The organism is Parasphingorhabdus litoris DSM 22379 (assembly GCF_020906275.1).
Taxonomy (GTDB): domain Bacteria; phylum Pseudomonadota; class Alphaproteobacteria; order Sphingomonadales; family Sphingomonadaceae; genus Parasphingorhabdus; species Parasphingorhabdus litoris.
Genome location: NZ_CP086727.1, coordinates 1,422,484 through 1,447,567, shown reverse-complemented (window position 1 = coordinate 1,447,567; position 25,084 = coordinate 1,422,484). Strand labels below are relative to the sequence as shown.

The following is a 25,084-nucleotide window of genomic DNA, read 5'->3' as shown; positions in this document are numbered from 1 at the left end:
GGGAGGGGTTAGGGGTGGGTAGCGAACGTCAGTGAGCTTTTCGGCCAACACCAACTTTCCATCCCGCTCAACGAGCCCGCACAATCCAGATGCCTCCGGGCAAGGCAACCCGGCCACCATCATCATGTGGCTCCAGGGCCTCTTTCAAAGCAACCAGAAGCCGGGCCTTCAATTCATCATCAACCTCTCCCAGTGCCCGCGATGCCGGACCGATCTGGGACGAAAAATAAACCGCCCCGTCCACGCCGCCAGATTGCGACAGGCAAATTTCAACAGGATGGGAGGTCATCGAAACCTCGTCAAAACCCGCCTCGGTCAATATGCCTTTCAACCGCTCGTCATCGGCAAATGCGAAAGGCCCAGGTGCATGCGGGTCGGTTTCCGGTACTTCTGGTAAAAGGGGCTTGATTGCGCCCATCGGAACCATCACCCACAGATTGACTTTCGGGCTCTGCCAACAGGCAAAGACCATCCGGCCACCCGGCTTCAAATTGGTTTTGATATTAGTGAAAGCGGCCACCGGATCTTCAAAGAACATCACGCCAAAGCGCGACATTATAAGGTCAAAACCTTCATCCGCCCGATATTCAGATGCATCAGCCAGCAACAGCGTCCCGCGACCTTTCGCCCGAGACCGCGCCAGTTCCAGCATAGGTTCCGAAACATCTACGCCAGTCACATCAGCACCAGCGTCCATCGCGATCAGGGACGTCTCGCCAGTCCCGCAACCGATGTCCAGAACCCGCTCACCAGATTTGATGGCCGCCGCGTCCATTAACAGGGACGTGACCGGCGCCAGCATGCGGTCCATGACAGCCTGCTGCTCCGTCCACTTTACGCCTGCATTGTCATTCCAATATTCGATTTGATCTTCATTGGACATTTTCGTGCTCCGTGATGTAGATGATGTCCAAAGCTCGCAAGAACAGGACTCACAAATCCTCTAAAAAGTCCAACTCATCGTCTCGGCGGGGATCGGGATTGAACAAAATTTTCAACCTTTGTTGCGAGGCAGGAATGGCTTTTTTTGGATCAACAAAATGTAGCTTAAGGTTTGTATGCTTAAACGCATCCTTCAACTGACGCCAATATTGCTCCTCAATTACAATCAAAACCTTACCCCAACGAAAATCACCGGGATTCGCGTCTGCAGCAATAGCGGATAATAATTTCAGCAAGTTTTGCTGGTCTGACGAGGCAATGGACATTTCAGTATAAATCCAATCCGCTTCATCCTTGCCTTCCACCATTTCCGCAAATTCATCTTTGATCCATTGCTCTGACTTTTGATATTCGACGTGATCAATCGGCCTCAAATGCTTGGTCGCACCGAGGCTGTCAGGTTCTATCGTACGGAACCAAGCCTCTCGCATGTAGTGATGCCAGTCGCCCTCCGACATTGGGTATTTCGCAACAAGCGGCGCTAACTCCGCTTCTATCCTATTAGACTCCCAATCCAGTTGCATTTTTTGTACATTCAAGGCGGACAACATGGCTTCTATCCATGCTCTGGTATCGCTTTTTGAGACGTGACCGCTCTCCAAATTAATTTTTAACTCAACAGTTTTGATTTTTGAGCGATCGGCTTTGGAGTCCAAATTTGGAGCAATTATGGCTAACCTAAATCCCTCACCGTCAAAAACAGGGTCACCCTTTTTCCAAGACCGAGAACTCACGCTACGCGGCAAAGCCTGTAAATAATAGGGCGGCAGGAATGACTCCAAGTCGTGGGCGCCCAACAAACCCTTTCCACGCTTGTAACGAACTATAGTGGTCGGACCATAGCCTGCACGATGCCAATTATCGAAAGTCACCAGATACTGGCCGTCATCCGAAACAATCGCTGTGACTGGAGCGACTTCATTAACAAGGTCGACCTTCCAGTTAGTTACCCAATCACCCGACCCATTTTTCATCTCGATGACCGCCGAAGCCGTTACAATGGAAGCGTCAGGTGGAAGGCCCGGATCTTTCCGTTCATCCAGCTTATCGCGAAAATACTCCAATAGACTAAACGGATCACGCGGAATGATGGTGACACGGGCAGCACCGGAATCTGACTCGAATACAGCCTGTCTCGGTGGTGCCCAGCTATCAGCTAGAACCGGCTCGGAAGCTAGGACACTAAACAGGAAAAAACACAGATACTGGATGGGTTGAGCAAAACCAAAGCTCAATCCCCTTTGCATCAATAAACCCGCTTCTTCGGCTTAATATAATCCGCCTCATCGGTCAGCGTGAAGTCATGAACCGGACGATAGCTGATATCGACTTTGCCGGTGCCGCGCGCCTTGTCAGGCCCGCCCCAGCCGTTGAATGTCGCAACCGTGTGCTTCATCCATTGCTTATCATTCCGGTCTTCATAATCTTCGTGCATATGGGCGCCGCGGCTTTCCTTGCGGTTGGCGGCGCTTTCCATGGTGACGACGGCCTGACCCATCAGGTTGTCGAGTTCCAGAGTTTCAATAAGGTCGGTATTCCAGATAAGCGAACGGTCAGTCACGCTGACATCGCTCATCTTGGCATTGACCGCCTGCATCTCCTCGACGCCTTCCGCGAGCAATTCATCATCGCGGAACACAGCGCAGTTTTTCTGCATCGTCTTCTGCATTTCCGTGCGGAGTGCGGCAGTCGTTGTGCCACCCTTTGCATAACGGAAATGATCGAGGCGAGAAAGCGACAGATCAGCCGAATCCTTCGGCAACGGCTTGTGCGAAGCGCCGGGCTTCAGCTTCTCTTTCAAACGCAGGCCAGTGGCACGGCCAAAGACCACAAGGTCAATCAGCGAGTTGGAACCGAGACGGTTCGCGCCATGCACGGACACACAGGCGGCCTCACCCACGGCATAAAGGCCGGGCACGACAGCATCAGGGTCATCTTTGGTCGGGTTCACCACTTCGCCATGATAGTTACAGGGTATGCCGCCCATATTATAGTGCACCGTCGGCACCACCGGTAGCGCCTGACGTGTCAGGTCAACGCCGGCGAAAATCTTGCCGGTCTCGGTAATACCGGGCAAGCGTTCGGCCAGCACGTTGGGATCGATATGATCGAGGTGGAGATAGATATGATCTTTCTCTGGCCCGACACCGCGGCCCTCACGAATTTCTGTGGCCATGCAGCGGGAGACGACGTCGCGGGACGCCAAGTCCTTCGCACTTGGTGCATAGCGTTCCATGAAACGCTCGCCTTCGGAGTTGGTCAGATAACCGCCCTCCCCGCGCGCGCCTTCGGTAATCAACACGCCCGCACCGTAAATGCCAGTCGGGTGAAATTGAACAAACTCCATGTCCTGAAGAGGCAAACCGGCGCGCAATACCATGCCGCCACCGTCACCGGTACAGGCATGGGCAGAGGTCGCGCTGTAATAGCAACGGCCATAGCCGCCGGTTGCCAGCACGACCGCATGCGCGCGGAACCGATGAATGGATCCGTCTTCCATACAGATGGCGATCACACCGCGGCATTCTGGTCCATTGGCACCGTCTTCCATGATCAGGTCGATGGCGAAATATTCGATGAAGAAATCCGCGTCATATTTCAGGCTCTGCTGATAGAGCGCGTGGAGCATGGCGTGACCGGTCCGGTCGGCCGCGGCGCAGGTCCGCTGAACCGGAGGCCCCTCGCCCATATTCTGCATATGGCCGCCAAAGGGACGCTGATAGATGGTACCATCTTCGTTGCGTGAAAATGGCACGCCGGCATGTTCCAGCTCGTAAACCGCCTGTGGCGCTTCACGGACGAGATATTCAATCGCGTCCTGATCACCCAGCCAGTCAGAGCCCTTGACCGTGTCATACATATGCCAGGACCAGTGATCCGGCGTGTTGTTACCCAGCGAGGCAGCGATACCGCCCTGTGCCGCAACAGTATGCGAACGGGTTGGAAAAACCTTTGTAATACAAGCGGTTTTTAGTCCTGCTTCGGCAGAACCCATGGTCGCGCGCAAACCGGATCCACCGGCACCAACCACAACCGTATCAAACGTGTGATCGATAATCTTGTAAGCGGGTTTAGAATCTGTGTCAGTCATTAGGCGACCACTCCGGTAAAGGCGACCTTGGCGACAGCGAAAATCCCCAGCGCTGCACCGCCAATGGCGAAAAAGTTAAGCAAGATGATAAGGCCGAATTTCATGCCGTGATCGGGGACATAATCCTCGATCAAGACCTGCAACCCAAGCCGCAAGTGCCAGAATATACTGATCAGCATCAACATCATCGGAACGGCAACCAGCGGCGAAGATAACCAGCCGATCAGCAGTTCATGTTCGTAATTGGGAAGTCGCAGCAATGAAATGATCAGCCATCCGATCAACGCAAGATTGCCAACAGCGGTCACCCGCTGAACGATCCAGTGATGAGCACCTTCCTGAGCCGACCCAAGACCCCGGACCTTGCCTAAATTTGTTCCTGATCCCATCGTCTTATCCAATCAGTTTTGATGAAATAAACGCCCAGAGCCCCGCTGTGGAAAGCAATGCCAGTACTGGCACCGCTGCGGACCACAATTTGTTGGTCTGAAGTTCATAACCTGCTCCAGCATCAAGCACGAAGTGTCGCAGGCCGGAATATGTATGTTCGAACAGGGCAAAGGTCATCCCGATCATAACGATGAAGCCGGGAATAGTCGTCATGATGCTGACAAAAAACTCGTAGGATTCAGGTCCTGCTGAGATGCTGTAAAGCCACCAGACCAATATCGGTGCGCCCAGCAAAGCGAGCGCGTCACCCGTAGCGCGGTGCAGAATAGAGACCAGCATATGTGGACCCCATTTATAAATTCCCAAATGCGGCGACAATGGCCGGTTCGTTGGCTTAACCAATTTTAGTCCCCTGATCAGAAACTCCGCGTCGTGCCGGAGTCTTCGTAAACGAACCAGTGCTTTAGCGAAAACATGACAGCATGCAAACAGGATAGCGCGGTTTTTATGCGCCGCCTGTCCGGTTTTTGGATGCAAACTGGCGTATCGCTTGTGCAAATCACGAAAGCGCTATTAAAATTATGAGCCTTGCGGCATCTCTTGTTGGACCTTTGGCTCTGTGAGCCCTATTCGTGCACAGCATGACAGATGCAAAAACACATATATTGGTAACCGGCGCCAGCCGCGGCATTGGCAAGGCGATATTGGACAGTTTTGATGGCAGTGATGTTGTGGCGGTCGGACACAGCGCGTCTGGCAAGGCTGGCCTGCTGCAATCGGATTTTGCGGACCCGGAAGACGTCTCGCAATTGTGGCAGGATGCCTTGGACCGACTGGATGGCCGGATTGATGTGTTGATCAACAATGCCGGCGTTTTTGATCCCAACCCGATTGCGAGCAGCGATACAGACTGGCTGGAAAGCTGGAACCGCACCATGCAGATCAATCTCACCGCCTCGGCACAGCTTTGCCGATTGGCGGTACAGCATTTTCAGGATCAGCAGGCAACAGGCCGGATCGTGAATATCGCCAGCCGCGCAGCCTATCGCGGGGACAGCCCTGACCACTGGCATTATGCGGCATCAAAAGGCGGAATGGTTGCGATGACCAAGACGATTGCTCGCGCCTATGCCAGCGAAGAGATATTGGCATTTGCCATCTGCCCTGGCTTTACCATGACCGGAATGGCAGAGGATTATCTGGAAAGCCGGGGCGGCGACAAATTGCTCAAGGACATCCCGCTCGGCCGCGTTGCGCAGCCAGAGGAAATTGCTTCGATGGCCAAATATTGCGCACTGGAAGCGCCCGCGTCTATGACCGGCGCCGTCCTCGATGCCAATGGTGCGAGCTTCGTCCGGTGACACCCCGCGTTCTTTTAGACAGAGCCGAAATTCCCAATGGCGGGGGCGAGCTTCGGCTGTTCCAGCGCGGCCATGAATTTTCGATCATGCTGGGCAGCAACGAGCTGATGAACAGCCGCCTCAGCGGTTCGGAGGAAGCGCTTGCCACCCTGCCCTGCGAACGTCTTTCGGATCGAACGGCACCGCGCCTGTTAATCGGCGGGCTCGGCATGGGCTTTACCCTGCGCGCCGCCCTACCCCTGTTAAGCGCTAAGGCAGAGATCATCGTGGCCGAGCTGGTACCCGCCGTCGTCCAATGGGCGCGCGGGCCGATGGCAGAGATATTTGATGGTAGTCTAGACGACCCGCGTGTCACTGTAGAAACTACCGACGTGTTTGATCTGATCACTCACAATAATGCTCACTATGATGCCATCCTGCTTGATGTGGATAACGGACCCGATGGTATCACCCATGCACCCAACGACAGGTTATACAGCATCGCCGGTCTAAAGACTGCGCAAAAAGCGCTGCGTCCAGGTGGCATATTGGCAGTCTGGTCCTCCGCGCCAGACGCAAAGTTCACACGAAAATTGGCGGATGTGGGCTTCTCCGTCGAGGAAACCCCGGTCCGCGCACGTGGCAAACGCGGTGCACATCACATGATATGGCTGGCCACACGTCGCTAGTTGCTATCGGGATGAAGCGCAAAAACCTCCCAAAACCGATACAATTGAGCAGCCTCGATATCAGCCATTTCTGATCAATTGCCCGGGCCTTGCACCGGTCGACTGATCAAATCGACGGATCACTTCACCAGAAACAATGGTAGCATCATAGCCTGTAGCGCGCTGGTGTAGACGCTGTCCGCCAGCGGGCAAATCATGGACGATTTCTGGCAAATGTAGCTTCAAGCCTTGCAGATCGATTACGTTGAGATCGGCTTTCGCGCCTGGCTTCAGCAAACCGCGATCGGGCAGACCCACCGCTTTGGCGGCCTTATGTGACAGCATATGCACAGCTTCAGCGAGATCAAATTGGAGCTCGCCAGGTTTCTGAACAAATTGTGTCAGCAAATAAGTTGAGTAGCTGGCATCGCATATAGCACCATAGTGGGCACCACCATCGCCAAGTCCAGGAATACAATGGGGATGGCTCAGCATTTCATGAGCACTATCAAGCTTGGCATTTTCATAATTACCAAGAGCTGCAAGAAATAACCCCTTACCCTCAGTTTCCAACAACCTGTCATAGGCAATCTCTTGAGGTGAGCAGCCTTTGGCGGCCGCCTGCCCAGCCATGCTCATTTCTTTTGACGGTGCATAGTCCGGCGGATCGTCAAGCGGGAATAGCCAATCCCAGTCCCTTGCCAGCTCATTGAACGGATGACCTCTTTCAAAGTCCTCCGTAATCAAAGCCTGGCGCAATTCGGGATCTCGCATCGCGGCAACCTGCTGTTCAATCGAGAGGTTAGCAATTTTTTTCCAACTTGGGCACAGCACGAAGGGATGCACTGTCAATTCAAGGCCTGCAATCAGGCCAATTGGGCGCGGCATTATTTGAGCTGTTGCTTTGCCGCCACTGGCATTGGTCTGATCAATCATATCCAGTACTTTGCGCCAACGGGGCGGTGCATCATTTCCCGACGCCAGAGTAAAGGTGGCGGGACGGCCGCTAGATTCAACCACTCGTTCGATCACCTGATATTCTTTGTCCCAACCGACAAAGGCATCCAATACCACTTGAAACGTTCCTGTTCCAGCATCTGCCATGCCGCCACAAATTGCTTCTAGTTCAGCAATGTCAGCTTCAAAGGTTGGAATGCTACCACCGTCTGCTGTCTTGTGTATCGAAAGGCGCGACGTTGCAAATCCCAGCGCACCTGCTTCGATAGCTTCTTTCGACAGCTTGCGCATAAGCGCCAGATCTTCAGCATTGGCTGGCTCTCTTGAGGCACCGCGCTCGCCCATGGCATACACCCGAAGCGGCGAGTGCGGCAGATAGGCCGCCACATCAATATCACGCTTGCCCTTCGCGACCGTGTCGAGATATTCTGGAAATGTTTCCCAGTTCCACGGAAGCCCATCAGCCATCACCACGCCGGGAATATCCTCAACGCCTTCCATGACATTGATCAGCAAATCGTGATCCTCTTTGCGGCAAGGTGCGAATCCTACACCGCAATTGCCCATAACTGCAGTGGTCACGCCGTGAGAGGATGACGGGCTCAATTCCTCTGCCCAGATGCATTGCCCATCATAGTGGGTGTGCACATCAATGAAGCCAGGCGTTACGATACGATCTTTGGCATCAATTTCCTCATGGCCGGTACCGCTAACCACACCAATTGCGGTAATCTTGCCATCACTTATCGCTATATCGCCTTTGATCAGATCACCGCCACTTCCATCGGCAATTGTACCGCCTCGAATAACCAGATCGTGTTCCATCGTCATATGCTCTCATCCTTTAATCAGATGCACCATAGACAGCGCAACGCGGATCGCCATGCTGCATTTGGATAAGGGTCAGGATCGCGATGAAAACGCCGCTGCGGCTCATCCTGCACAGATTTGAACGTCAACCTCGCGGCGGTCGCGGGATGACCAGCGGAACAGACGCGACATAGTCCTGATATTCCTTTTCATCGCCCCATTTCTTTTTCGCGTGCGCTTCCAGTTTTGGCACACCGCTGATGCGAATGATCAGGAAGGCAACGAATATAGGCGAGATCAAAGTCACCCACTGCCAGCCACTGAGTACGGGCAAGGATGCAACAGTCACACCGGTCCACAATAATATCTCTCCGAAATAATTGGGGTGCCGGGACCATGCCCATAGGCCGGTAGAAATGAAGCGTCCTTTGTTCTCGGACACTTTGCGAAATTCGCGTTTCTGTCTGTCCGAGATCACTTCAATCGCAAAGCCTACGATCCATAAGCCAATGCCGACAAAGGCGAATATATCCAATGGCAATCGCGTGCTGTTGGTGATGATGACTAGAGCGCTAGCAGCCGTTAGCAGGACCCATATCCCTTGGAGCGTCCAGGTAAGAAAGAACCGGGCTGGGGATTTCTTGATCTCATCAAAGCGCTGATCACCGCCATCGTCGCGAATACGCAGAAACAGGAATGATCCCAGTCGCAAGGCCCAGATTACCACTATCACAGCGATAATGATCGAGCGCAAATCCAACGGTGCAGACAGAACAGCAGCAACGACCATCAAAGACAGATAGGTAAAAGAACCCGTCAGATCATAATATTTCTCAGTCTTCGCGGCATTGGCTGGAACGAACGCCAACCAGTTAATGCCAAAAGCCATGATCCCGCAGATCAAAAATACCGGAATGCCGCCAGCCACCGCTCCGCCCTGGCTGCCAGCAAGGGCGACCAGCCCGCCGATGAGCACTGTCACAACCAGTGCGATGAATAATTTCGGGTTCATGATCAGGCTCCCACGACGAATGCGCAATTAGTGGTGCCGGAGCCTCCAACGTTGAAGGTTCCGACTGTTGCGGCACCTTCTACCTGATAATCACCTGCATTTCCAGTGACTTGCTTAGATGCATCCAGCATCATGCGAACCCCAGTTGCACCAACCGGATGACCCATGCCGATCAAACCGCCAGAAGGGTTGATTGGCAGGTTGCCGTCGAATCCAATGACGCCTTGCTCGATGGCCTTCCATGCTTCACCGGGGGCGGTGATCCCAAAATGCTCGATGGCCATATATTCAGTAACGGAGAAACAATCATGGGTTTCGATGACATCCAACTGATCCGGCCCGCTGATACCTGCACGCCGATAAGCATCGGTAATCGCTTTGCGAGTCCATGGTAAAACATAGTCATCATTGGCACTATCTACCAATTTCGTCTGCATCAGCATGGGCGCTGTCGTATGGCCCCACCCCTTGATCTGGGCAAGACTTTCAAGCGGAATACCGCGACGATCAGCATATTGTTTGGCGCGCGCTTCGGAGGCCAGAAAGACAACCGCAGCGCCATCGGAAACCTGTCCACAATCCTGACGCCGCATCCAGCCTTCGATCACCGGATTATAGTCGTCATCGGCGGTAAAGCTCTTCTCTTCAAATTGCCAATTGCGGCTTTGCGCGTTGGGATTGCGCCGGGCATTGTCGAAATTGGTTTTGGAAATTTCCATCAGATGTTCGTGACGCAGGCCATAACGGCGGTCATATTCTTCAGCGAGATCAGAGAACATCGCCGGCCAGATATATTTGGCATTCTGACCCTCTTCGCCGACAAAAATGGCCGCGCCAAGATTATCCGCCGCCTGACCACCGGAAACATTGCGCATCAACTCGACACCCGCGACGCAGGCGAGATCATAGCGACCGCTCTCGATATCGGTCATCGCACCCAATATGGCCAGTGAGCCCGAGGCACAGGCCCCTTCGTGGCGTGAGGCGGGCATGCCGGAAAAATCCTTGTGCACATGGCCGAAAAAGCCGCCGAGCATGCCTTGGCCAGTAAACAGTTCGGCGACAAAATTACCGACATGACCGACTTCGATATCTTTTGGGTCCAATCCGGTTTTTTCCAACGCTGTGAGCACAGTGGTGGCGAATAGATCGAAAAGAGACTTGTCTTCGCGCGTCCAGTTTTGGGCAAAATCCGTCTGATGGCCGCCCAATATATAGATATTCTGTGACACGCCTGTCTCCTCTATTTCAATTCATCAGCATCGGCCCAAACTGCATGGGTGCCGCTGCAAATCCGATGGGGCAGGATGATCTGGCAAACCGGACCCGCCTCAATATTCTTGGCATCCAATATCACACATTCTGAGCGATCGAGATTCATATCGGTAATGAAGCTAATCAGATAGCCGTCATCCTCTGATGTCGCATTTTTGCGCGCAATGAAAGGGGCCTCTGAACCATAACGGCCTTCGCCAAATTCATAATGCCGGGTCGCACCAGTTTCGAGATCATGCTTGATCATGCCGGTAAAGAGGAAATAACCATCCTCGCCGGTCACGCTATAAACATAACGATGTTTTTTGCCAGCATAGGCCGGGTTGATAGTTCCGAACTCAACAATCTCGTCATCATATAACCGTTCTTCTTCAGTCTTTCCGGTGCTCAGATTGAACCGCCAGCGGTGCAAATGGGTCTTCAGCGAATGAAGATCGAGATTGGCGCCCATGGCCTGATATTCGCCTGGCATCGACTGCAGGGGATCGGGCCGTGGATCTTCTTGAAAATAGCCATCCATGATCAGTTCGTCGCCCTCTTCATAAGCATTCATGAAGTGCAGAACATAGGTAGATTCAGCTTCAAACCACTGGATATCCTTTGGATTGCCAAAGCGAGGAACAACAGCGAAACGCGATTTCATCGTTTTGTCAAAGACCGGAATATAAAATCCATTGTCCAGCATCGCCTGCGGCCAGAACATCGGAAAATCATTCAGGATCGAATAGTTTTGCGAAAAGCACATATCATGCGGCAAACGTGGCGCAGGCAAGGCTACCGGGATGTAATGCTTGAGTTTATTATCTGCCCCGACAACGCCGTAGTGCATATAGGGCGCGTGGGTAGAATAATTGAAGAATAGTAGTTCGCCTGTTGCCGGGTCGAGCTTGGGATGAGCGGATATCCCATCAATCGGTGCCCAGCCTTCAATTCCCAAAGTGTCCAACGTGTGAGGATCCAACCGATAGCCTTCGCCACATTGCCAGAATGTCGAGAGGATATTGCCCGCATGAACTACGACGTCCGTTGAAGAACTATCCTTGATGTGGCCATGCGCGCCCCAGCCGCTACGTTCCGATTTCTTGGGATTGCCCATACAGCCAATCCACAATGATCGTTCGGCTTCTGCTTCAGCCTCAAAAGCGCGCGTGCGGATGAAGCGGTTTCTATATTCCGCTTTGCCGCCAGACAGGCGCATCATATGGAGCATGCCATCGCCATCAAATGGGTGATAGCGACCGATGGCGTCATGTACGGGGTTCTCGGTGTTACGAATATAAACCCCGTCAATATCAGCCGGAATCTCTCCGATAACTGCCATGTCATCGGCGTCATATTCATCAAAATTCGGGGTCCACGCTCCGTTGAGATAGGGGTGGTCATTCTCGGAAAGGGTCGCGTTTACGCGATTGACGAGCTGGGGCAAATTTCGTGACTCCACATTTGGTATGTTTATAGAAGTCACTGAGCTATCACGCATCGGTGCCATTGGGTCAAGCGGAATTGCTCCCGTTTTAGAACTGCTATGCTAAGCGTTTGTTTGTTAGGTTAGTTTTTCAGTCCGGTGATCGTTACCGACTGAGGACAGACCGTCTCTTTGCAATGGCCGCAAGCGATTTCAGGGATAAGTCGCTGTGCGCATGTGGTGTGCGTCAACAATACCGGAGGGCCTTCTGCGGCACCATAATATTTGTCACCCCACAACATCAGCATCATGATGACCGAATAATAATCGAACCCCTTCTTGGTCAGGAAATAGTCATTGCGGACTGGATTTTGTTGATAGGGAACCGACTTCAGCACTTCGGATTCAACCAGAGTCTTCAGACGATCGGATAATATCGCGGGTGCTGCCCCTGTGTCGGCCGTAATCCCATCAAAACGATTCAGCCCGGTAAATATTGCCCGCATGATGAGCGCTGACCAACGATCTCCCAATATCTCTACGGACCCGCGTAGCAACGAGGGCTGATCTGACTGAAAACTCACTTGATTGCGGCGACGGCTATATGATGCCGGCATCAGCCCGATACCCGGACCTTCAACAAACGAGACTTCATCCAAACCGAAACTCTGCTTACAGGCCCCACAAACCGGAACTGGTTTTAGCACCGCGCCACAGCTCTCATGCCGTAATTCGAGATTACGGCGCATGTCCGCGGTGCCCCATTTGCGCTCCCAGACATAGAGAGTCAAAACGGTGGGAAACAAGTCCACGCCCTTCCCTGTCAATCCATATTGGCGGTGCTTTGACGACCCATTATCGGAGTCTTTGCGTAATATATCTGCCTTGATGAGACGACTCAGTCGGTTAGATAAAAGTGCTTTTTGAAGACCGGTTCTTTCCCTCAGTTGAGTGAAACGAGTTGAACCCATCCAAATAGATTCAAGGATCAACAAAATCGGCGTATCGCCCAGTATTTCCAACGCCCGCCATATGGAACAGGTCTTGATCATATTCGGATCGATAGAAGAGCTGTCAGAAGAAGGCATAAAATCCACAAGACAATAGCAATTGTCTAAAATCCTACTGCGAGTGCAGAAGCTTAGCAACCGCCAGTGCTTTTTAGCCAAACTGGCATCGCGCTTGTTGCAAGCTTGGGTCTCATCTTGACACCGCCCTAAATAGACTTAGGCCATCACCGTCAAAAGGAGATTTATCATGCGTGAAGCAGTCGTCGTATCTTATGCCCGTACCGGGCTCGCCAAAGCAGGGCGGGGTGGGTTTAACATCACACCGCCGATGACGATGGCGGCGCATGCCATCAAGCACGCCGTTGCCAAGTCGGGCGTGGAGAGTGACTTTGTCGACGACAGCCTGATGGGCAACGTCGCCCATACTGCGCCAAATATCGGACGCAATGCCGCGCTTCTTGCCGGGCTGCCCAAAACCACTGCTGGTGCCACGATCAACCGTTTCTGTTCGTCAGGGATGCAGGCCATCGCCATGGCGGCCAACCATATTCGCGGCGATGGGGCAGATTGCGTTGTCGCTGGCGGCGTCGAGAGCATTTCGATGCAGGGGCAGCGCGCGCCGGAAGGCAGCATCGATAACGAAATCCTGAAAATCGCACCCGATATTTTCATGCCGATGATTGATACCGCGGATATCGTGGCGGAGCGTTACAATGTCAGCCGCGAATATCAGGACGAATATTCGCTGCAATCACAGCAACGTATGGCCAAGGCGCAGGAAGCAGGACTTTTCGCCGATGAAATCGTACCGATGCAGACGAAGATGAAAGTCGTCGACAAGGAAACCAAGGAAGAAAGCATTGTCGATTACACGGTTGATCGGGACGAGTGCAATCGTCCGACCACGACCCTGGAAGGTCTCGCCAAGTTGCAGCCGGTCATGGGTGAAGGCAAATATATCACCGCTGGTAATGCCAGCCAGTTGTCCGATGGCGCCGCTGCAGTTTTGTTGATGGAAGCCAAAGAGGCCGAACGACGCGGGCTGGAACCACTGGGCCGTTTCGTATCCTGGGCCGTCGCCGGGTGTGAACCGGATGAAATGGGCATTGGTCCGGTCTTTGCGGTTCCCAAGCTTCTAGAAAGACAAGGCCTGACGGTTGATGATATCGATATCTGGGAACTCAACGAAGCCTTTGCCAGCCAGTGCCTGTACAGCCGCGATCGTCTGGGCATTGATCCGGAAAAATATAACGTCAATGGCGGGTCCATTTCGATCGGCCATCCCTTTGGCATGACCGGCGCGCGCTGTGCCGGGCATTTGTTGCAGGAAGGCCGCCGTCGCGGTGCAAAATGGGGCGTTGTGACCATGTGTATTGGTGGCGGGCAGGGCGGAGCAGGTCTGTTCGAGATCTACCCCTGAACGTTCAGGATAGCGAACAACCCCCAGCATTTTAAGGAATAGAAGCAGTTGTGGATCAACTATCGGACGAACAAGTCGAACGCCGGCTTTCGGAAGCTTTGGCCAATCGCTCCTCCGTGCCTGCGGAGAAGCTGATAGCCGGATTGCTCCGCACCTTTAAACTCACGACAGACGCTGATGACGAGTTTCTCTATCCCGCGCTATCGTCGACGGCACGCGAGCGTATTTTTGGCGGGCAGGTGATTGCGCAGGCCATTGTCGCGGCGGATCATACCGTTGATGAAGAGAAGACCATACATTCGCTGCATTCCTATTTTCTGCGCGCTGGAGACGAGACCAAGCCTTTGCATTTTCGGGTGCACCGCGATTTTGACGGACGCAGCATTTCCAACCGCCGGGTTGTTGTGCGTCAGGATGAAAAGGTCATATTCAACCTGACGGCCTCTTTTCAAAAACCGGCTGACGGACTCCATCATCAGGTCCCGATGCCCGATATTCTGCCGCCCGACCAATGCATGAGTATGATGGAGCAAATTGCCCGCAACCCGCAAGTGTCGGACAAGCATATTGAGCGGATGAGCATGCCGCGTCCCTTTGATGTGCGAAGCTTTCGTCCGGAAGGCAAAAGCGAACCCGCGCGCCAATATCAATGGTTCAAGACGGTTGCGCCGCTGCCAGATGATCCGCTGACCCATCACGCGACACTGGCCTTCGCATCCGATATGGGATTGCTCTCCACCTCGATGATTCCGCACGGATTGCATTGGACCACGCCCGGACTATTCTCGACCAGCCTTGATCATGCGATGTGGTTCCATGACGATTTCAGGATCGATCAGTGGATTTGCTATGTCATGGACAGCGACTGGACCGGCGGCACGCGCGGTCTCAATCGCGGTTCGCTGTACACGGAAGACGGCAAGCTGGTTGCGTCCGCGGTGCAGGAAGGCCTGATCCGGGTTACGCCGAAAAGCGGCTGACGGTCAGAATAACGACTTCAGATCGCGTTTGAGTATTTTGCCGTTGGCGTTGCGCGGCAAGCTGTCTTCGCTGAACAGCACTTTGACCGGCACTTTGAAATTTGCCAGCCGGGCACGCACCCATTCCTGCAATTCGGCTTCAGTGGCGGTTTGACCCTGCACCAGATTCACGACTGCCGCCGGTTCTTCACCCAAAGTCTTGTGCTCAATGCCAATCAAGGCTGCATCCATCACCGCCGGATGATCATAAAGGACATTCTCGACCTCGGATGAATAGATATTCTCCCCGCCGCGGATGATCATGTCTTTCGCGCGATCGACAATATGGCAAAAGCCTTCATCGTCCAGACGCGCCAGATCGCCTGTGCGGACCCAGCCATCAACGAAGGTTTCGGCCGTTGCATCCGGTCGGTTCCAATAGCCTTTCACAATCATCGGCCCGCGCGCCCAAAGCTCACCCACTTCGCCAATCGGCATTTCGTGGGCACCATCTTCACTCATGACTTTGAGGTCGGCCGCAGCAACCGGTGGGCCGCAGCTTGTCGGGCGATTAAGATAATCCTCGGCGCTATGCGATGTCACCGTCGCCATCGTCTCAGTCATGCCCCAGCCATTGCCGGGCAGGGCGCCAAAAACCTCGTAGATTTTTCGCGCCAGTTCTGGTGCAGAAGGTGCGCCGCCATAGCTGATCGCGTCAATCGAACTCAGATCATATTTGTCGCGATCCGGATGCTCGATCAATTGCCAGGCGATAAACGGGACGCCGCCGGTGGCGTTGACCTTTTCCCGCTCAATAATCTCCATTGCCCGCACCGTGTCCCATTTGTGGAGAAAGACCATCTTATGGCCGCCATGCACGGTTGGCATCATGATCGCCGAACAGGCGGTGCAGTGGAACATCGGCACGACTGTCAGGCCGACCCGAACTGTCGGCTCCGGCAACTCATTGCCTCGCCGTAAAGCCGCTGCGGCACCGGAATAGCCAACTGAAATCGCATTGGTGGTCAGGTTGCGATGCGTGCCGAGTGCGCCTTTGGGCTGGCCGGTTGTACCGCTGGTATAGAATATCGTTGCCGGATCATCGGGGGCCATGTCTACGGTTGGCAGATCCTGATCCGGAAGATCGCCATAGTCGTTGGGCCGTCCGATAATCTCTTCCAGCGCCCGCGCCGGATCGGCCAAAGCGCTCTGGTTCCGCGCCACAATGACATGTTTCAGATCAGGCAGATCGCTCAAATGAGAGGAAATCCGGTCCCATCGCTCGGCATCGCAGAGCAAAACGCTGGTTTCCGAATTTGCGAGGCCAAAGACCAGTTCCTGATCCGTCCACCAGGCGTTGAGCGGCACAACAATCGCCCCGATAGAGGCTGCCGCGAAGAAGATCACCGGCCATTCCGGTAAATTGCGCATCGCGAGCGAAACCCGGTCACCTTTCGACACGCCGATATTCTGAAGCTCTACCGCCAGAGCCGCCACGGCGCGGTACCAGTTGGCATAGGTGACGCGCTCGTCCTCAAATATCAGAAATTCGCTGTCGCCATGGCCGCGCGCATGTTCCGCCATCGCCGCAAGTGTGGGATGGGCATTTTTCCAGACGCGGGTTTCCACGCCATCAATATCAACCATCTCCATTTCAAACGGCTGGCCCGGCGCGCACAATAATGCGTCCACTTCTTTACGAGACCTGACGGGCCATCCAGCGGGCGGTGTCCACTTTTCGAGTGGATCTATAGCTTCAGCTGACAAACATATTCTCCTAATCGATAGACGCGACCCTATCCGTTAAATTTGCTGCCTGCAGCAGCTTTTTCTTCCAGCAGCTTGGCCACTGGCAGACCATGTTTTTTCAGACCAGCAACCACGTTATCAAGCCCGACCGTGTCGGCCCAGAACATCGGGCCACCAGTGTAAAGCGGCCAGCCATAGCCATTGATCCAGACGACATCGATATCACTCGCCCGCTGGGCCATGCCCTCTTCAAGGATTTTCGCGCCCTCGTTGACCATCGGATAGAGCAGGCGTTCGCGGATTTCGTCTTTTGAAATTTCGCGCTGCTCTTTGCCCGCTTTGGCGGCGAATTCAGCGATAATCTGTTTGACCTCATCGGCCGGGGTGCGTTGCCGCGCTTCATTATAGTCATAAAAACCTTTGCCGACTTTCTGTCCCCAGCGACCGGCGGCACATAGGGCATCGCGCAATGTTTCAATGCGTTCGGGATCGCGGTGCCAGCCAATATCAACCCCGGCGAGATCAGACATCTGGAACGGCCCCATCGGAAAGCCGAAGTCCAGCAGCACATCATCCACGTCCCAGTAATTGGCGCCTTCCATGATCATGATATTCGCTTGCTCCTGACGCGGGCTGAGCATCCGGTTGCCGATAAAGCCGGGACAAACGCCAGAGACAGCCGCGACCTTGCCAATTTTCTTCGACAGCTTCATCGCGGTCATCAGCACGTCATCCGCTGTCTTCTCACCGCGCACGATTTCGAGCAATTTCATGATATTGGCAGGTGAGAAAAAGTGCAGGCCGAGCACATATTCCGGCCGCTTCGTCACCGAAGCAATCTCGTCAATATTCAGATAGCTGGTGTTGCTGGCAAGGATAGCGCCTTGTTTCACTATGCCGTCGAGCTTGGCGAAGACTTCTTTTTTGACGTCCATATTCTCGAACACCGCTTCGATCACCAGATCGCAATCGGCGAGATCGTCATAGGACAGGCTCGGCGTCAAAAGACTCATTGCGCCCTCGACCTGTTCCTCGGTCATCCGTCCGCGTTTCGCTGTATTCTCGTAATTTTTGCGGATGACGCCAACACCGCGTTCCAGCGCTTCTTCTTTCAGTTCGACAATGGTCACGGGAATACCGGCAGACAGAAAGTTCATGCCGATGCCGCCACCCATGGTTCCGGCGCCCAATATGCCGACTTTTTTGATTGGGATCAGGTCGATTTTGGGATCAATGCCGTCGATCTTGTTCGCCGCGCGTTCGGCGAAGAAATAGTGGCGCATGGCGGCCGACTGGGTACCGGTCATCAGCTTCATGAAAAGCTCGCCCTCTTTCTTGACACCATCGGCGTAAGACAGCTCGCCTGCGGCTTTTACGGCTTGAATGCCTGCTTCCGGCGCATCGAACCCGCGGATCTTGCGGCCATTTTTTTGCCGGAATTCGTCAAATAGGGCCGGGTTCTTGATACCATCTTCATTGGCCGTACCTTCGGAAGAACGTGGCGGTGCCTTGCCAATCTGTTCGCGTGCAAAGGCGATTGCATCCTCGGTCAGACTGTCTTCGCCGACAATCTGGTCGACCAGGCCAATAGCATGCGCCTTCTTCGCAGAAATCGGATTGCCGATGACAACCATAGGCAAAGCCGCCTCGGCGCCAACCACCCGCGGCAAGCGCTGCGTTCCAGCGGCACCGGGGATAAGCCCCAGCTTCACCTCAGGCAGTCCCATTTTTGCTGATGGTACGGCTACCCGGTAGTGGCAGGCCAAGGCCACTTCACAACCGCCGCCCAAAGCCGTGCCGTGGATGGCGGCGACAACCGGTTTATTGCTCGCTTCTAGTTGATCAATCGCCTGACCGAGATTGGGGTCCTGCATAGGTTTACCAAATTCGGTGATGTCCGCTCCGGCAAAAAAAGTTCTTCCATCACAGCGAACCACAACAGCCTCAATACTGTCGTCAGACAATGCTTCTGCTACACCATCTGCTAATCCTTTCCGTACCGCTGCGCCAAGCGCGTTAACTGGCGGATTGTTCGAGATGATGACTAAGATATTATCGTGCTTCTCAGTGGTGACGACAGACATTTTCTTCTCCTGTAAGGTCATGCTGCACGCATGAATACCAGGCCCGGACTACGAGCAAGCAGTTGAGCTATCACAAACAATAACGATTGGAAATCAGGCTTTTGTTGAACCTGCTATATATCTATTGGTTCACGCCAAAAAACCGCCTCTACTGACCTCTGTCGCTGGCGACATTCTCGTTTATCAAAGCGAATATCATAATCGCCGTGTCGGCCAGAGTCGCGTCAGAATCCAAGGCAGGATTGTCGATCAACATTTCAACCATAGAGTAGCCGGTTTCCACGATAATTCGTGATCGCCTTTCGATTTGAGCATGATTATGACTCTCGCCTTGCTCCGATTGGACGGCGATAAAACGCTTGACCATTTTGTCATGCGATGATCGGCGAACATCCACAAGTTGCGGGGTGGCGTGGAGTGCACGCATGATCCAGGAAGCGCCTTTTTGGGTAATTGTTACCTCATATTGTCCGCGCAGTTGATCGGCAATTTGCTCGACCGTTGGCGTCGGCCCCAATTCCTCAAGCACGTCATAAAGCGCTTGGTTCTGGACCTCCATCAATCGTTGACCCAGCTCTTTGAGGACGGAATATTTATTGGGAAAATATCTATACAATGCAGGCGGCGTTAGCCCGGCGCGTTCGCAGATCAGATTGGTGTTGAGCTTGTCGAAGCCGAGCTCCTCAAGCAATTCCGCAGCGGCATCCAAAATGCGATCGATAGTGTCCTCGCTCCGCTTCTGCCTTGGCTTTCTGCGTGTTTCGGAAGGGGTTTTCTTGCTCGTCATGGCAATCTGTTGACCTGTCTAGTTATTAATGATAGTTATAACTATCGTTTTGAGCGTTGGCAAGGATCAAATCATGAAAAAACTGATGGTTTTGGGGTTTTTGGCACTGGCTGCCTGTGGGCAGCAAAATGATGGAACAACAGCAGATGGCAAGACAGATGCTGTGGTCGATCTTACGCCAACAGAATCGGATATTTCAAAGGCAGCCGAGGCCGTTCCCGCCCATGCACAGCTTGCCGCGAAATATGATCGCAGCTGCCGGTCCTGCCATTCTACACCGGATGCTGGCGCTCCTCTAACAGCACATAAAGCGGCATGGGATGAGCGCTTTAAAGCCAAGGATGCGAATGGCTTGCTGACCTCCACCAAAAATGGTCTCAATGCCATGCCTGCCATGGGGCTTTGCAATGACTGCACGGATGACGAGCTTATGCAACTTACGGCCTTCATGGCCGGGAGGACGATCTGATGGCTGTATCACGCAGAACCCTGTTGCTTGGGGGCGCGGCAGCCGCGGTCGCGATCCCAGTCTGTAGTCAGCTTTGGTGGTCGTCCAAGGATTTTGTCCGGGACGGCTTTGACCCTGCACTACCCGAAGCTCCTACCGGTGAACGCGCGTGGGTGAACTGGTCCGGCATTCAAAAAGCGACGCCAAAATCGCTCATGGCACCGGCTGATGTCCAGGAACTGGCGGCTCAAATTCAAACTACCCCCGCACCCATTCGACCGGTTGGTAGCGGACATAGTTTCACTCCGCTTTGTCCGTCTGAAGGAACAATGATTGACGTTAGCGCGATGTCGGGGCTAGTGTCTTATGACAAGACGGCCGGGATCGCCATAATGGGAGCGGGAACGCGACTACAGCAAGCCGCACGTCTGTTACACGAGCAAGGTTTGGCCTTCGCCAACCTGCCCGATATTGATGTACAGACACTGGCCGGTGGATTTGGAACGGCTACCCACGGTACGGGGCGCAACTTAACAGCAATTCATGACTATGTGCGCGGTTTCGAACTGGTCACCGCAGCAGGAGAAATTCTTGAAGTTAGTACCAATCAACAGCCGGAACTGTTTGAGGCAGGCAAGGTTTCGCTCGGCGTGCTCGGCATTATCACGCGCTATGATCTCGCAGTGGAACCGGCCTTCAACTTGCACCGGCGCGTCAAACTGGTCAAAATGGAAGAGATACTGGATCAATACCTGACGCTATCCGAGAAACACCGTAATTTTGAGGCGCTATTCTTCCCCGGAACCGGTCACGGCGCTACGCTGATCCATGACAAATATGACGGACCTATAGAAGGCGAAGAACCCAATCAGGACGAGGATTTTCTTGCCGATCTGAGACAGTTGCGAGACTATTTCGGCTGGTGGCCCTGGCTGCGGCGAAAAATCTTCGAAACGTCGACCGATCCGGACACCGGGGAAGACATGACCGATGCGGGTTGGAAATTGCTAGCCACCAGCCGTCCGACCAAGTTCAATGAAATGGAATATCATATGCCTCTGGACAAGGGGATGGAAACCCTGCGTAAGGTGCTCGCAAAAATGGAAAGTCGCAAGGATGCCTTTTTCCCGATCGAGGCACGTGTCACGGCACCCGATGATGCCTGGTTATCTCCCTTTAACGACGGCCGGCGCCTCTCCATTGCTATTCACGCCCAGGCGGATGAAAATTACGAATTCTTCTTCACCGAATTTGAACCGATTTTTCGCGCTGCAGGCGGACGTCCGCACTGGGGCAAGCTGCATAGTCTGACACCCCAAGACCTGGCAGCGCTATATCCACAGTTCGAAGCGTTTAATGAATTGCGCAGACAGCTTGATCCAGATGGCAAAATGCTAAACCCCTATATGGCAAAATTGCTGGGAGCGGGATAGTATGGCAAAAATCGGCCGCAGAAAAATCCTGATTGGCGGCTCAGTTGTCGCGGGAGGAACAGCGTTGGCAATCGGAAGATCATCGGATGAAAGTGGGCCGCGCCAGCCCTATTTTCTTGAGATGCAAAAAGCATTGAAGGCAGCCAATATTGGGCAACCAACATTGGTGATCGATCGTGCGCGCCTCAATGCCAATATTGACCAGCTTATGTCAGACCTGCCGGATGGCATGGGCTATCGTATCGTGGCCAAGTCTCTGCCTTCGCTCGACCTGATCGGCTATGTCCGCGCGCGTAGCGGTACCGATCGTTTGATGACGTTTAACCTGCCGATGCTTTTGGCGCTTTCAGAGGCTATGCCCGAGGCGAGCCAATTACTGGGCAAACCGCTGCCTGCTCAGGCGGCGAAAAATTATTTCAATGCACTATCGCCACATAAAGCCGAAGCGGCAGCACGGATTGAGTGGTTGGTCGATACGCCAGAGCGGCTTGATCAATATGCGGCAATTGCGGATGCGCAAGGAGCCGACATGGCGATCAATATCGAACTGGATGTGGGTCTGCATCGGGGTGGAATGGAGCCAGGTAATGCGCTGACGGGGATGATGGAGACAATTCGCCAATCCAACCGTCTCAGCTTTGCCGGAATGATGGGTTATGAACCCCATCTTTCGAAGCTGCCTACAGCTTTGGGTTGGCAAGAAAGAGCCAAAGAAGGTGCCTGGGCGATATATCGAGAGGCTCTTGGTGCAGCCAATAGCGTTTTTGGTGAGAGCGCTGTGAACGCTTCGACCCGCAACGCAGCGGGTAGCCCAACTTATCGGCTCTATGAAAACACTGAAATTGCCAACGAATTATCGATTGGATCTGCACTGGTCAAACCAACCGACTTTGATACGGACTTGCTGGAAGCGTTTCAGCCCGCTGCCTTTATCGCGACGCCCGCGATCAAGGTACTCGATGAAACCCGCTTACCGGCGCTTGAGTTTGCTGATGGTGCGAAGCGCATGATTGACCCGAATCTCGACAAGACAATATTCATGTACGGCGGCAATTGGATGGCTCATCCTGAAGATCCACCGGGGCTGCGTTACAACAGCACCTTTGGTCATTCCAGCAATCAGGAAATGCTAAATGGCGGCCCCAAAACCGACATAAAGCCGGATGATTTCGTCTTCCTGCGTCCGACCCAAAGCGAGGCCGTTGTTCTGCAATTCGGAGATATTGCTGTTTACGAGAATGGAACGATAGTCGAGAGCTGGTCAGTATTTCCGGCATCCGCGTAAATCATATCTGTTTTCGCGGACAAAGCCAAAGCGTTGCTTTTCAAGATCCTCAAAGCAGCTTTCAATCCGCTAGATTTGCTCTCACTAGCCGAATCCCTAAAGCTCCGCTAACGAGCGGCCATGCTTAATTTTAGCAACATCACGGTGCGCCTCGGCGGTGCAGTAATCCTCGACGGGGCAACCGCCGCCCTGCCCCCCGGCGCGCGGGTGGGGATGATTGGCCGCAATGGTGCAGGCAAATCGACCTTGATGAAAGTGATTGCCGGGCTGCTGGAGCCAGATGATGGCAGCGTAGATATGCCCAAAGGGGCTCGCATGGGCTACATTGCCCAGGAGGCACCGGCTGGATCGGAAACACCGCTTGATACCGTTCTGTCGGCTGACACAGAACGTGCGGCCCTGTTGGCAGAGGCGGAAACGGCAGACGATCCGCATAGAATTGCCGAGATCCATGAGCGCCTGAATATGATCGAGGCGCATAGCGCACCCGCTCGTGCGGCAAAAATCTTAATCGGTTTGGGTTTCGATGAACAAGCGCAAAAACAACCGATGGACAGCTTTTCCGGCGGCTGGCGAATGCGTGTTGCGCTTGCCGCGCTTCTATTCTCCCGGCCTGAGCTACTGCTACTTGATGAGCCGTCAAACCACCTGGATCTAGAAGCAACTTTATGGCTGGAAAATTTCTTGACCAGTTATCAGGCCACAATTCTGATAATCAGCCACGAACGCGATTTGCTCAACAATGTCGTCGATCACATCCTTCACCTGCAAAGCGGGAAAACGACGCTCTACCCCGGTGGATATGACGCATTTGAGAAACAGCGGGCCGAACGTCAGGCACAAATGGCTGCTGCCCGTGAAAAACAACTGGCGCAGCGTGAAAAACTGCAAGCCTTTGTCGACCGCTGGGGCGCCAAGGCCCATAGCGCCAAACAAGCGCAAAGCCGGGTCAAAGCGCTTTCCCGGATGGAGCCGATTGCGGCGGCGATAGAAGATCCGTCGCTTAGTTTTCATTTCCCTAGTCCATCAGAGCTTAAACCGCCGTTGATCACACTCGACAATGCTGCGGTTGGATATGAAGAAAATATCGTATTGTCGGGCTTGAATCTGCGCCTCGATCCCGATGACCGGACGGCATTTCTCGGGCGAAATGGCAATGGCAAAACCACGCTGGCGCGATTGCTGGCTAGCCAATTGATGCCCAAGGGCGGCGACATAAACAAGTCTGGCAAATTGACCGTTGGCTACTTCACCCAATATCAAGTGGAAGAACTAGATACGACTGACACGCCGCTCGAACATATGACGCGGTTGATGAAAGATGCGAAGCCCGGCGCTGTACGGGCACAGTTGGGGCGCTTTGGTTTTTCCGGTGATAAGGCCACTGTGAAAGTCGGCAAGCTATCCGGCGGAGAGCGAGCGCGGTTGGCACTCGCACTTATCACTCGCGATGCGCCACATCTGCTGATCCTCGATGAGCCCACAAACCATCTGGATGTGGATGCCCGGGAAGCGTTGGTCCATGCGCTCAATGAATATAAGGGCGCCGTAGTTTTGGTCAGTCATGATCGCCATATGCTCGAACTGACTGCCGATCGGCTGGTATTGGTAGACGGCGGTAAAGCAACTGAATTTGCCGGTTCGTTGAATGACTATACGGATTTTGTGTTGGGCCGAAATCAGGAGCCCAAGCAGGCTGCCAGCAGCAACTCTGGTAATCGCAAAGCAGAACGCCGTATGGCGGCAGAACGTCGCAAGCAGCAATCAGAACTGAGAAAAACAGCCAGCATAGCTGAAAAGAAGATTGAAACATTGGGCAAGAAACTATCTGCCATTGACCAGGCCATGTTTGACCCAGCTAGCGCAGAACAGCAATTTTCCGATATGACGATGACCGAGTTGATGAAGCTGCGAGCCTCAGTGCAAGACGAGCTGGAAAAGAACGAAGCCGCATGGTTAGAAGCCAATGAAGCATTGGAATTGGCCAATGCCTAGGAACCTTTTTGAATGGAACCTCGT

At 53.7% G+C, this 25,084-nt stretch carries 21 protein-coding genes and 1 pseudogene; 8 read left to right on the top strand and 14 right to left on the bottom strand.

Translation table 11 applies throughout. The annotated features are described in order from the left end of the window. Positions 1-67 precede the first annotated feature (67 nt). From BS29_RS06985 to sdhC, 5 genes are read right to left on the bottom strand one after another with little or no spacing between them, the layout of a single operon-like run. Positions 68-883 carry a class I SAM-dependent methyltransferase gene (locus BS29_RS06985; protein ID WP_229956483.1) on the bottom strand — a complete coding sequence of 272 codons (816 nt, stop codon included), beginning with the start codon at positions 881-883 and terminating at the stop codon, positions 68-70. Positions 884-932: 49 nt separating this feature from the next. Continuing rightward, positions 933-2,177 carry a hypothetical protein gene (locus BS29_RS06980; protein ID WP_229956482.1) on the bottom strand — a complete coding sequence of 415 codons (1,245 nt, stop codon included), beginning with the start codon at positions 2,175-2,177 and terminating at the stop codon, positions 933-935. Positions 2,178-2,188: 11 nt separating this feature from the next. Next, positions 2,189-4,033: a succinate dehydrogenase flavoprotein subunit gene (gene sdhA / locus BS29_RS06975; protein WP_229956481.1), complete on the bottom strand. Its 1,845-nt coding sequence runs from the start codon at positions 4,031-4,033 to the stop codon at positions 2,189-2,191. Then, positions 4,033-4,422 (bottom strand): succinate dehydrogenase, hydrophobic membrane anchor protein, encoded by a 390-nt coding sequence (gene sdhD, locus BS29_RS06970; RefSeq protein WP_229956480.1) that lies wholly within the window; start codon positions 4,420-4,422, stop codon positions 4,033-4,035. Before sdhD ends, sdhA begins: the two co-directional genes overlap by 1 nt. 4 nt (positions 4,423-4,426) lie before the next feature. Further along, positions 4,427-4,825, bottom strand: a complete 399-nt coding sequence (gene sdhC / locus BS29_RS06965) for a succinate dehydrogenase, cytochrome b556 subunit (RefSeq protein ID WP_229956479.1) — start codon at positions 4,823-4,825, stop codon at positions 4,427-4,429. 239 nt (positions 4,826-5,064) lie between these two features. Here sdhC and BS29_RS06960 point away from each other — a divergent pair, with 239 nt between their 5' ends. Both BS29_RS06960 and BS29_RS06955 read left to right on the top strand, forming a co-directional pair. Then, the gene (locus BS29_RS06960) at positions 5,065-5,784 is read left to right on the top strand and encodes an SDR family NAD(P)-dependent oxidoreductase (RefSeq protein ID WP_229956478.1); all 720 of its coding nucleotides are present in this window, start codon (positions 5,065-5,067) and stop codon (positions 5,782-5,784) included. Continuing rightward, positions 5,781-6,452, top strand: a complete 672-nt coding sequence (locus BS29_RS06955) for a spermine/spermidine synthase domain-containing protein (RefSeq protein WP_229956810.1) — start codon at positions 5,781-5,783, stop codon at positions 6,450-6,452. Before BS29_RS06960 ends, BS29_RS06955 begins: the two co-directional genes overlap by 4 nt. Positions 6,453-6,512: 60 nt before the next feature. Here BS29_RS06955 and BS29_RS06950 read toward each other — a convergent pair whose 3' ends face one another. The 6 genes and pseudogenes from BS29_RS06950 to BS29_RS17570 form a co-directional block, all read right to left on the bottom strand. Continuing rightward, entirely contained in the window at positions 6,513-8,219 is a 1,707-nt protein-coding gene (locus tag BS29_RS06950; protein ID WP_229956477.1) for an N-acyl-D-amino-acid deacylase family protein, read from the bottom strand. A 124-nt stretch (positions 8,220-8,343) separates the two neighbouring features. Next, on the bottom strand, positions 8,344-9,210 hold the full coding sequence (locus BS29_RS06945) for a DUF1295 domain-containing protein (protein WP_229956476.1): 867 nt from the start codon (positions 9,208-9,210) through the stop codon (positions 8,344-8,346). A gap of 2 nt (positions 9,211-9,212) precedes the next feature. Further along, positions 9,213-10,442 (bottom strand): acetyl-CoA acetyltransferase, encoded by a 1,230-nt coding sequence (locus tag BS29_RS06940; RefSeq protein WP_229956475.1) that lies wholly within the window; start codon positions 10,440-10,442, stop codon positions 9,213-9,215. An 11-nt stretch (positions 10,443-10,453) separates the two neighbouring features. Next, positions 10,454-11,911, bottom strand: coding sequence for a carotenoid oxygenase family protein (locus BS29_RS06935; protein ID WP_229956474.1), 1,458 nt, complete (start codon positions 11,909-11,911; stop codon positions 10,454-10,456). Between the two features lie 122 nt (positions 11,912-12,033). Continuing rightward, positions 12,034-12,702, bottom strand: coding sequence for a winged helix-turn-helix transcriptional regulator (locus BS29_RS06930; protein ID WP_229956473.1), 669 nt, complete (start codon positions 12,700-12,702; stop codon positions 12,034-12,036). After that, positions 12,703-12,861, bottom strand: a pseudogene (locus tag BS29_RS17570) (hypothetical protein); the annotation flags it as partial. 286 nt (positions 12,862-13,147) lie between these two features. Here BS29_RS17570 and BS29_RS06925 point away from each other — a divergent pair. Together BS29_RS06925 and BS29_RS06920 are read left to right on the top strand one after the other, a co-directional pair. Next, positions 13,148-14,320 carry a thiolase family protein gene (locus BS29_RS06925; protein WP_229956472.1) on the top strand — a complete coding sequence of 391 codons (1,173 nt, stop codon included), beginning with the start codon at positions 13,148-13,150 and terminating at the stop codon, positions 14,318-14,320. A gap of 50 nt (positions 14,321-14,370) precedes the next feature. Then, complete coding sequence (locus BS29_RS06920; RefSeq protein WP_229956471.1) at positions 14,371-15,300, top strand: acyl-CoA thioesterase; 930 nt, start codon at positions 14,371-14,373, stop codon at positions 15,298-15,300. Between the two features lie 3 nt (positions 15,301-15,303). Here the strand turns inward: BS29_RS06920 and BS29_RS06915 are convergent, their stop codons facing one another. From BS29_RS06915 to BS29_RS06905, 3 genes are all read right to left on the bottom strand, one after another. Then, positions 15,304-17,046, bottom strand: a complete 1,743-nt coding sequence (locus BS29_RS06915; RefSeq protein WP_407673760.1) for a class I adenylate-forming enzyme family protein — start codon at positions 17,044-17,046, stop codon at positions 15,304-15,306. A 29-nt stretch (positions 17,047-17,075) separates the two neighbouring features. Beyond that, on the bottom strand, positions 17,076-19,112 hold the full coding sequence (locus tag BS29_RS06910) for a 3-hydroxyacyl-CoA dehydrogenase NAD-binding domain-containing protein (RefSeq protein WP_229956470.1): 2,037 nt from the start codon (positions 19,110-19,112) through the stop codon (positions 17,076-17,078). A 148-nt stretch (positions 19,113-19,260) separates the two neighbouring features. Further along, complete coding sequence (locus tag BS29_RS06905) at positions 19,261-19,899, bottom strand: TetR/AcrR family transcriptional regulator (RefSeq protein ID WP_229956469.1); 639 nt, start codon at positions 19,897-19,899, stop codon at positions 19,261-19,263. 73 nt (positions 19,900-19,972) lie between these two features. Between BS29_RS06905 and BS29_RS06900 the strand changes: the two genes are divergently transcribed. The 4 genes from BS29_RS06900 (at position 19,973) to BS29_RS06885 (ending at position 25,060) form a co-directional block, all read left to right on the top strand. Further along, positions 19,973-20,368, top strand: coding sequence for a c-type cytochrome (locus BS29_RS06900; RefSeq protein WP_229956468.1), 396 nt, complete (start codon positions 19,973-19,975; stop codon positions 20,366-20,368). Beyond that, a complete protein-coding gene (locus BS29_RS06895; protein ID WP_229956467.1) occupies positions 20,368-21,780 on the top strand; it encodes a D-arabinono-1,4-lactone oxidase in 1,413 nt (470 codons plus the stop codon). The genes BS29_RS06900 and BS29_RS06895 overlap by 1 nt, the downstream gene beginning before the upstream one ends. A 1-nt stretch (position 21,781) precedes the next feature. Beyond that, entirely contained in the window at positions 21,782-23,065 is a 1,284-nt protein-coding gene (locus BS29_RS06890; protein WP_229956466.1) for an alanine racemase, read from the top strand. 120 nt (positions 23,066-23,185) lie between these two features. Beyond that, complete coding sequence (locus BS29_RS06885; protein WP_229956465.1) at positions 23,186-25,060, top strand: ABC-F family ATP-binding cassette domain-containing protein; 1,875 nt, start codon at positions 23,186-23,188, stop codon at positions 25,058-25,060. The last annotated feature ends 24 nt before the right edge of the window (positions 25,061-25,084 follow it).